Source organism: Pontixanthobacter gangjinensis, from assembly GCF_009827545.1.
Lineage (GTDB): Bacteria > Pseudomonadota > Alphaproteobacteria > Sphingomonadales > Sphingomonadaceae > Pontixanthobacter > Pontixanthobacter gangjinensis.
This window is the reverse complement of sequence record NZ_WTYS01000001.1, coordinates 761,886-769,449: the sequence shown is the minus strand read 5'-3', so window position 1 is coordinate 769,449 and position 7,564 is coordinate 761,886. Positions and strand designations below refer to the sequence as shown.

At 55.9% G+C, this 7,564-nt stretch carries 7 protein-coding genes; 1 reads left to right on the top strand and 6 read right to left on the bottom strand.

Annotated elements, in window-relative coordinates; genetic code table 11:
- The first annotated feature begins 168 nt into the window (after nt 1-168).
- Complete coding sequence (locus GRI36_RS03595; protein WP_160597227.1) at nt 169-1,938, top strand: bifunctional metallophosphatase/5'-nucleotidase; 1,770 nt, start codon at nt 169-171, stop codon at nt 1,936-1,938.
- Between the two features lie 7 nt (nt 1,939-1,945).
- Here the strand turns inward: GRI36_RS03595 and GRI36_RS03590 are convergent, their stop codons facing one another.
- The 6 genes from GRI36_RS03590 to GRI36_RS03565 all read right to left on the bottom strand — a co-directional run bounded on the left by GRI36_RS03590 (nt 1,946) and on the right by GRI36_RS03565 (nt 7,440).
- A complete protein-coding gene (locus GRI36_RS03590) occupies nt 1,946-2,572 on the bottom strand; it encodes a hypothetical protein (RefSeq protein ID WP_160597226.1) in 627 nt (208 codons plus the stop codon).
- A 138-nt stretch (nt 2,573-2,710) separates the two neighbouring features.
- Entirely contained in the window at nt 2,711-3,349 is a 639-nt protein-coding gene (locus GRI36_RS03585) for a lysophospholipid acyltransferase family protein (protein ID WP_160597225.1), read from the bottom strand.
- Between the two features lie 168 nt (nt 3,350-3,517).
- Entirely contained in the window at nt 3,518-3,970 is a 453-nt protein-coding gene (locus GRI36_RS03580; protein WP_160597224.1) for a chitin-binding domain-containing protein, read from the bottom strand.
- A 28-nt stretch (nt 3,971-3,998) separates the two neighbouring features.
- The gene (locus tag GRI36_RS03575) at nt 3,999-5,603 is read right to left on the bottom strand and encodes a carboxyl transferase domain-containing protein (RefSeq protein WP_160597223.1); all 1,605 of its coding nucleotides are present in this window, start codon (nt 5,601-5,603) and stop codon (nt 3,999-4,001) included.
- Nucleotides 5,600-6,268 carry a TrmH family RNA methyltransferase gene (locus GRI36_RS03570; RefSeq protein ID WP_160597222.1) on the bottom strand — a complete coding sequence of 223 codons (669 nt, stop codon included), beginning with the start codon at nt 6,266-6,268 and terminating at the stop codon, nt 5,600-5,602. The genes GRI36_RS03575 and GRI36_RS03570 overlap by 4 nt, the downstream gene beginning before the upstream one ends.
- A 5-nt stretch (nt 6,269-6,273) precedes the next feature.
- On the bottom strand, nt 6,274-7,440 hold the full coding sequence (locus GRI36_RS03565; RefSeq protein ID WP_160597221.1) for an isovaleryl-CoA dehydrogenase: 1,167 nt from the start codon (nt 7,438-7,440) through the stop codon (nt 6,274-6,276).
- Nucleotides 7,441-7,564: the final 124 nt, after the last annotated feature.

Sequence of the window (7,564 nt, the reverse complement as noted above, 5' to 3'; positions counted from 1 at the left end):
GGCATCAGGCCGGGCCGCCGCCCAAGCTATGTGATTAGTTCGGCGGCATCAGGCCGGGCCGCCGCCCAAGCTATGTGATTAGTTCGGGGGCATCAGGCCGGGCCGCCGCCCAAGCTATTTGAGGCGCAGCTTCTTTACATTGAAACAATCCCGTCGCATCGGTTCTCGATGATCAAACTCTCCAAGATTTTCGCTTCCATTACCCTTGCCGGTTCGCTCGCAGCCTGCGCCAGCATACCTGCCCCGGTTCAAAGCACGACACAGGGGCCCACGCCTGGTGAGGCCATCGTCGAGGTTAAGATTGTGGGCCTCAATGATTTCCACGGCAATATCGAACCGATCCGGCGCCCCATCCGCGTCACCGATAATGCCGGCCAGACAACGCAGATTTATGCCGCGGGCGCAGCCTATCTCGCCACTGCGATCGAGCGCATTCGCAGCCAGTCCGAATTCAGCCTGACCATTGCCGCAGGCGATCTGATCGGCGGAAGCCCGCTCGCATCCTCAATCTTCCTCGACGAACCGTCGATCGGCGCGATGAACCGGATGGGTCTCGATTTTAATGCGGTTGGAAATCATGAATTTGATCGCGGCTGGAAAGAGTTAAAACGTATCCAGCAAGGTGGCTGCGAGAAGCACACTCTGCGTCAGCCGTGTGCCGTCGAAAATCCCTACCCCGGTGCAGAGTTCAAATTTCTTGCCGCAAATGTCATCATGCCGGGCGGCCAAACATTGTTCCCCGGTTATGGCATCAAGCGGTTTGACGCTGGCGGCACTGATATTGCGGTCGGCGTAATCGGCCTGACCTTGAAAGACACGCCAACCTTGGTCACGCCCAGCGGCGTTGCCGGACTAACTTTCACTGACGAGGCAGCGGCGATTAACGCGCTGATTCCAGAATTGGAGGAGGCTGGAGCCGATGCGATTGTCGTATCGATCCACCAAGGGCTCTACACGGATGTGGGTTACAATGACAAAAGTTGCGGCGGCGTGTCCGGGCCATTGCTCGACATTCTCGCCCGTCTTGACCCCAAGATTGATGTGGTCATTTCGGGGCACACCCATGCCGCCTATGTTTGCGATTATTCCTCAATCGATCCCTCGCGCAACTTTCTTGTGACTAGCGCGGGTTATGGCGGCTCCATGCTGACCGACATTACCTTGATGATCGACTCTGGCAAAGGTGATGTTTCTGCCAAGTCAGCGAATAACATCGTGGTTCAAAGCATCGGTACCGACCGCGATGGCAATCCAGCTGCGCCGAATCCTGAATTTCCCCAGTTTGAGCCGGACCAAGAAATCGCCGCCTATGTCGAACAATATGTCTCGGCTTCGCGTGAGGCGTCGGGCCGCGCTGTCGGCAAAATCTCTGGTGAGGGGAAAGACCCCGGCCCAGCGACTGAAGAAACACAGCTCGGCAATTTAATCGCAGATGCGCAATTGTTCGGAACACGCGAAGCAGGCGCGCAAATCGCCTTCATGAATAATTCGGGCATCCGCACTGGGTTGATCCCCACCGCAGATGGCACGATCACTTACGGGGACATTTATACCGTCCAGCCATTTGGAAACACGCTGATCACCAAAAGCTTCACCGGCACTCAATTGTTGGCCTTGCTGGAACAGCAATTTGACGATGAAGGCTTCGTCCAGACCTTCTCACCCTCGACCGGATTTATGATGAGCTGGGATTTGTCCCGCCCCATAGGGGACCGCGTTGTGTCAGTTACTTTGGATGGGAAACCTATCAATCCAGCGGCGACCTACCGCATAACGATGAACAGTTTTCTGGCGGCTGGCGGTGATAGTTTTACCGTATTCAATGAAGGAACCGAAGTCGTAACTGGTCCGGTCGATCTCGATTCAATGGAAGCTTATCTGCAAACGGATGATGTCATCCAATTGCCCGAAGTCGGCCGTATGACGCAAATCAAATAGCGCCTGTTCAGGCTGTTCTTAAGCCAGCGACCCCGCTTGCCCCGCCATCCTTGGCAGACAGCCCTGCAAACAGAGTGTCAATGATCCGCGCTAGCTTGTCCAAAGTCAGCCGGTCGCCCAGATAAATCAGTACGTCGGGCTGGGTGTAGCAATGCATCATCTGGTTAATCAGGCTGAGCGCCTGGTCAATTTTCAAGCCGGGCAGGAAACCGTCCGCTTGGGCCTGCGCGATCAATTCGCTAAGGTAATGGTCGGCCAGATCGATATAACTTTCAACCCGCTCGAAATGGTCCTTGCCCAATTCGCAATAGAGTTCAAACACCGCAGGGTCGGCAAGGTACCTCTGCCGCATGTGGAGAAAACGGCGCGCATAGAATTCATAAAATTTGCGGTTCGGCGGCAAGTCCGCCGGAATGACTTCTTCGATAATCGCAATCAGCGGGGCAAACCATTCGGCCACGATAGCGTCGAACAGATCCGTTTCTTCAGGGAATAGCGCATCGATTTTGGCACGTGGCGTGCGGGTTTCACGGGCGAGAATCGCGCGGTTCACTTCCTCGCCGCGCCGCTTGATCGCGTCCATTGCCAACGCGACGAAGCGGCCGCGTTCTGCCTCCATATCATCCTGTGTCATCAAATTCCGCCCTTGGCACAGTTTTACGTGTTGCCATCATGTAAGACGCCGTTCTGGATTCTTAAACCGCCGACCTTGCAGTTCAGCGGATTTCTTTGACCGTCCGGCTGACCGGCCTGCTGTTCTAACGCTATTGCGTCATGCGCCCTGCGCTTCGTCGGTCAATTTCTTGGCCTGCGCCTTTAGCACTTTGTATCGGTCAAAGTCGGGCAGTTTTGAAAGCATAAAGTCGGCAATCTTGGTCAAATCAGCAGGATAATCGCCAGTAGGCATGATCGGAGGACCAAAGCCGAGGATGTTTCGTTCATTGCAAACCCACGCCGGCACAATCGGCACGCCTGCAGCCATCGCGATATTGTAGAAGCCCGATTTCCAGGTGCCATCGCTCGACCGCGTGCCTTCCGTCGCGATCACCAGCGCCAATTCGTCACGCCGTTCGAATTCAGCCGCAATCTGCTCGACCGCATTGGCGCTCTTGCGACGATCAATCGGGATGCCGCCCATATCCAGCATAAAATTGGTCAACGGCCATTTGAACAAAGTGTGCTTGCCCATGAAATTGGGCTGCACGCCTTCTTCAGCAGTTGCGCCGATGAAGAACACGAAATCCCAATTCGAACTGTGCGGAGCGCCCGCAATTACGAATTTGGGAATATCGGGCAAATTGCCGTCGAGCTTCCACCCCTTCATCCGGTAAATTCGCAGGATTATCCAACGCACAAAGCGCGACAATAAGGATGGTTTGCGGGTTGGCGCCGCAGCCGCTGTGCCAGACATAATCTCTCCCTGTTTGCCCTGACTAGCATCTTCGTATGGAAAGGCGAGTGAAGGGGACGAATAATGTCCAATAATTGGCAATGTGCGGGCGAAGTCTTCTGGTGGCGTCGCTGACGCAAAAAGGGCGACCCGACGAGCCGCCCTTTCTTAATCGCTACTTCATTCCAGTCAGTTTGTCGGAATGGGACTGCCCAGTTCTGGCGCACGTCCCTGAACGGGGCCGCCATCGCGTTCGTAATTATCGCCGGATACTGGTGAAGCTATGTCAAAGTTTACGTTATCGCGCAAACGCACCAGTTTCCCGTTGGAGAACACAAAGAAGGCTGGCGATTCATCAAGCATCAACTTGATACGATATCCGTCCTTATCGACCGTGTATGCTCCGGTCTTCTGCTGACCGTCTGCCCCGGTATAGGAGTAAGATTTCTTGCTCGAGTCCAGCGCGATGTTGGTCTTTTCACCCTCACCCGTTGTGAAATTATACGTTCCGGAATAATCGCCCGATTGGTCCACTTTCGTGGCTGGTCCGTCTGCTGCGCCATCATTGGTAGTGGAAACGGGTGAATCCAACGCAACATCATTGGTCGCCAAAGATGCGTCAGCTGTTGCGGCGGCATCCACAGGAGGATTCGGCGGAGTCTGCTGTCGTTTACATCCTGAACACGCCAAAGCTTGGGCGATCCGCGAACGGCGCTTCCAAGGTGGCGGCAAATGCTAAGCCCAGCACATCACGGGTTTGTACGGGATCAATCACGCCATCATCCCAAAGCCGCGCTGTTGCGTAGTAAGGATTGCCCTCGTCTTCGTATTTCTGGCGGATCGGGGTTTTGAATGCTTCGGCTTCTTCCTCGGTCCATTTGTCAGCATCGCGGTGGACTGTTGCGAGGACCGATGCGGCTTGCTCGCCGCCCATCACCGAAATGCGCGCATTGGGCCAAGTAAACAGGAAGCGCGGCGAGTATGCGCGTCCGGCCATGCCGTAATTGCCAGCGCCGAAACTGCCGCCGATAACCACGGTAATCTTGGGGACTTGCGCGGTCGCAACCGCCGTCACCAATTTCGCACCATGTTTGGCGATGCCTTCCGCTTCATATTTTCCGCCGACCATAAAGCCGGAGATATTTTGCAGAAACAGCAGCGGAATCCCGCGCTGCGCGGCCAACTCTATAAAATGCGCACCCTTTTGTGCACTTTCGGAAAACAGCACACCGTTGTTGGCGAGAATCGCCACCGGCATTCCCCAGATATGGGCAAAACCGCAGACCAGAGTGCTGCCATAATGCGCCTTGAATTCATGGAATTCGCTGCCGTCAACAATCCGGGCAATCACTTCCTTTACGTCATAGGGCGCGCGGACATCATCGGGGATGATCGAGTAAAGCTCCTCCGCATCAAACTTTGGCGGGCGCGGGTCTTTGCGGTCAACTTTCGCGCCTTCATTGTGGCCAAGGTGACTGACGATATCACGAACAATGGTCAGCGCATGCTCGTCATTTTCCGCCAGATGATCGACCACGCCCGATTTCCTGGCGTGCAGATCGCCGCCGCCCAGATCCTCGGCTGTGATTTCTTCGCCCGTCGCAGCTTTCACAAGCGGCGGTCCGGCGAGGAAGATTGTGCCTTGTTCGCGCACAATCACCGTCTCGTCGCTCATCGCCGGAACATAGGCGCCGCCAGCGGTGCAACTGCCCATCACGCAAGCAATCTGCGCAATGCCGCGCGCCGACATATTGGCCTGATTGAAGAATATCCGCCCAAAATGATCGCGGTCTGGGAACACCTCCGCCTGATGCGGCAAATTCGCCCCGCCACTATCGACGAGATAGACGCAAGGCAGATTATTCTCCGCCGCGATTTCCTGAGCGCGCAGGTGCTTCTTCACCGTCATCGGATAATAGGTGCCACCCTTCACCGTGGCATCATTGCACACGATCATCGTCTGCCTGCCCGAGACACGGCCAATCCCCGCAATCATTCCGGCGGCGGCAATGTCGTCCTTGCCATACATGCCGTTCGCGGCGAGTTGACCGATTTCAAGGAACGGTGATCCGGGATCAAGCAAGCGCTCAACCCGGTCGCGCGGAAGCAATTTGCCGCGCCCGACATGGCGTTCACGGCTGCCTTCGCTGCCGCCGAGAGCGGTCTGCCCGACCTTCTCGCGCAGCTCCGCATTCAGCGCCCGATTATGTGCCGCGTTGGATTTCGCCTCGGGGCTTTCGAGATCGAGTTTCGAGGTAAGAACGGGTGCGGTCATTGTTTAGCTTCCGTAGGCTGAATCACAGTCGGCAGCGGAACGGACCGCACGCCGCGTTTGTCCCGCTTGCGATATTTACTCTGATACTCTCTGCGCTGCTTCGTAACCTCATAAAGTACGATACCAGAGGATGTACCTAGATTGAGACTTTCGATCATTCCAAACATGGGAATGGAGACGCACATTTCGCTGCGCTCGACGGCGCGCTCACTTATGCCGCGCTTCTCGTTTCCAAACCAAATGGCAAGCTTGGCATGCGCGGTGTAGTCTCCTTCGTGGAGAACCACATTGTATTGTCCTTTGACGTGCGGCGATGTGACCGCTGAACGGAAATTCTTCTTTTCTAGATGGTCGAAACAGTCATCGGTGCTGTCAAAGCGTTTCACAAAACTCCACTTCACGGCAGAAACCGAGGTTTTGGATAGCGATGGCTTGGTCCGCATTTCCTGCCAATCGTTAGGAAGCGCCTTTCGTGGGTCGATAACGTAGACTTTCTCAACACCAAGGGCATTTACGTTACGGATCACGGTTCCGATATTCTTAATATCGGACGGGTCCTCGATAACTGCGATTAGGTTCTTACAAACAAATTGTTTGATTTCCTCGGCGCGCGCCCGGACTGAGGGCTTGGATTTCTTCGGTTCTTCACCTTCAACAACTGGCATAGCCGTCACCCCGCCGCCCCGATCAACTCGCGCCCGATCAGCATCCGGCGAATTTCGTTTGTGCCTGCGCCAATATCGAGCAGCTTCGCATCGCGCAGATACCGCTCGACCGGCCAATCTTTCGTATAGCCCGCACCGCCCAATGCCTGCACAGCCTCGCCCGCAACTTTGAAGGCGTTCTCCGACGCCAGCAAAATGCAGCCCGCAGCATCGAAGCGCGTGGTCTGTTCATTGTCGCAGCTTTTCGCCACCGCATAAGTATACGCCCGCGCCGATTGCAGCGCGACATACATATCGGCCACTTTGGCCTGCATCAGCTGGAACGAACCGATCGGTTTGCCGAACTGCTTACGCTCGCGCAGATACGGAATGACCGTGTCGAGACACGCTTGCATAATGCCGAGCTGCAATCCGGCGAGGACCACGCGCTCGTAATCCAGCCCGCTCATCAACACGCCCACGCCGCCGTGCAGCGGGCCCATCACATTTTCTTCGGGCACGTGGCAATCATCAAACACCAGCTCTGCCGTAGGGCTGCCACGCATACCCATCTTGTCGATCTTCTGGCCAATGCTGAAGCCGGGCATGTCTTTCTCGATCAGAAAGGCGGTAATGCCCCGGCTGCCCTGCTCATGGGCGGTCTTGGCATAGACCACCAGAGTATCGGCGCAGGTCGCATTGGTGATCCAGAATTTGGTGCCGTTGAGGACATAGCCACCCTGAACGGCGTCCGCTTTCAGTTTCATCGAAACCACGTCCGAACCGGCGCCCGCTTCGCTCATTGCCAGCGAACCGACATGTTCACCCGAAATCAGTTTGGGTAGATATTTGGCCTTCTGTTCGGGATTGCCCCAGCGGCGGATCTGGTTGACGCACAGATTGGAATGCGCGCCATAGGACAGCCCTACCGAGGCGCTTGCCCGGCTTACTTCCTCCACCGCGATTACATGTTCGAGATAGCCGAGACCCAGCCCGCCATCTTCCTCGTCTACAGTCAGCCCGTGCAAGCCCAGATCGCCCATTTGCGTCCACAATTCGCGCGGGAACCAGTCCTCTCGGTCGGCCTTTTCGGCCAAAGGTGCGATTTGCTCGTCGGCAAAACGGGCGGTCGTGTCACGGATCATCTCGGCTGTTTCACCAAGCTGGAAGTCGAAATCGGGGGTAGCGCGCATGAAAATTACCTAAAAAGGGAATGTTGCCAATGCGCATAGACGAGCCGGTGGACTGCCGCAAACCGGATTGGACGAAATTGGCAGATTGGCTTGCTCCGCCTTTGACCTCAGTCGCCATGCGCCA

Coding starts and splice junctions, on each gene's coding strand:
- GRI36_RS03590 (WP_160597226.1), bottom strand. CDS start 2,572: ATGACACAGGATGATATGGAGGCAGAACGCGGCCGCTTCGTCGCGTTG.
- GRI36_RS03595 (WP_160597227.1), top strand. CDS start 169: ATGATCAAACTCTCCAAGATTTTCGCTTCCATTACCCTTGCCGGTTCG.
- GRI36_RS03575 (WP_160597223.1), bottom strand. CDS start 5,603: ATGACCGCACCCGTTCTTACCTCGAAACTCGATCTCGAAAGCCCCGAG.
- GRI36_RS03585 (WP_160597225.1), bottom strand. CDS start 3,349: ATGTCTGGCACAGCGGCTGCGGCGCCAACCCGCAAACCATCCTTATTG.
- GRI36_RS03565 (WP_160597221.1), bottom strand. CDS start 7,440: ATGCGCGCTACCCCCGATTTCGACTTCCAGCTTGGTGAAACAGCCGAG.
- GRI36_RS03570 (WP_160597222.1), bottom strand. CDS start 6,268: ATGCCAGTTGTTGAAGGTGAAGAACCGAAGAAATCCAAGCCCTCAGTC.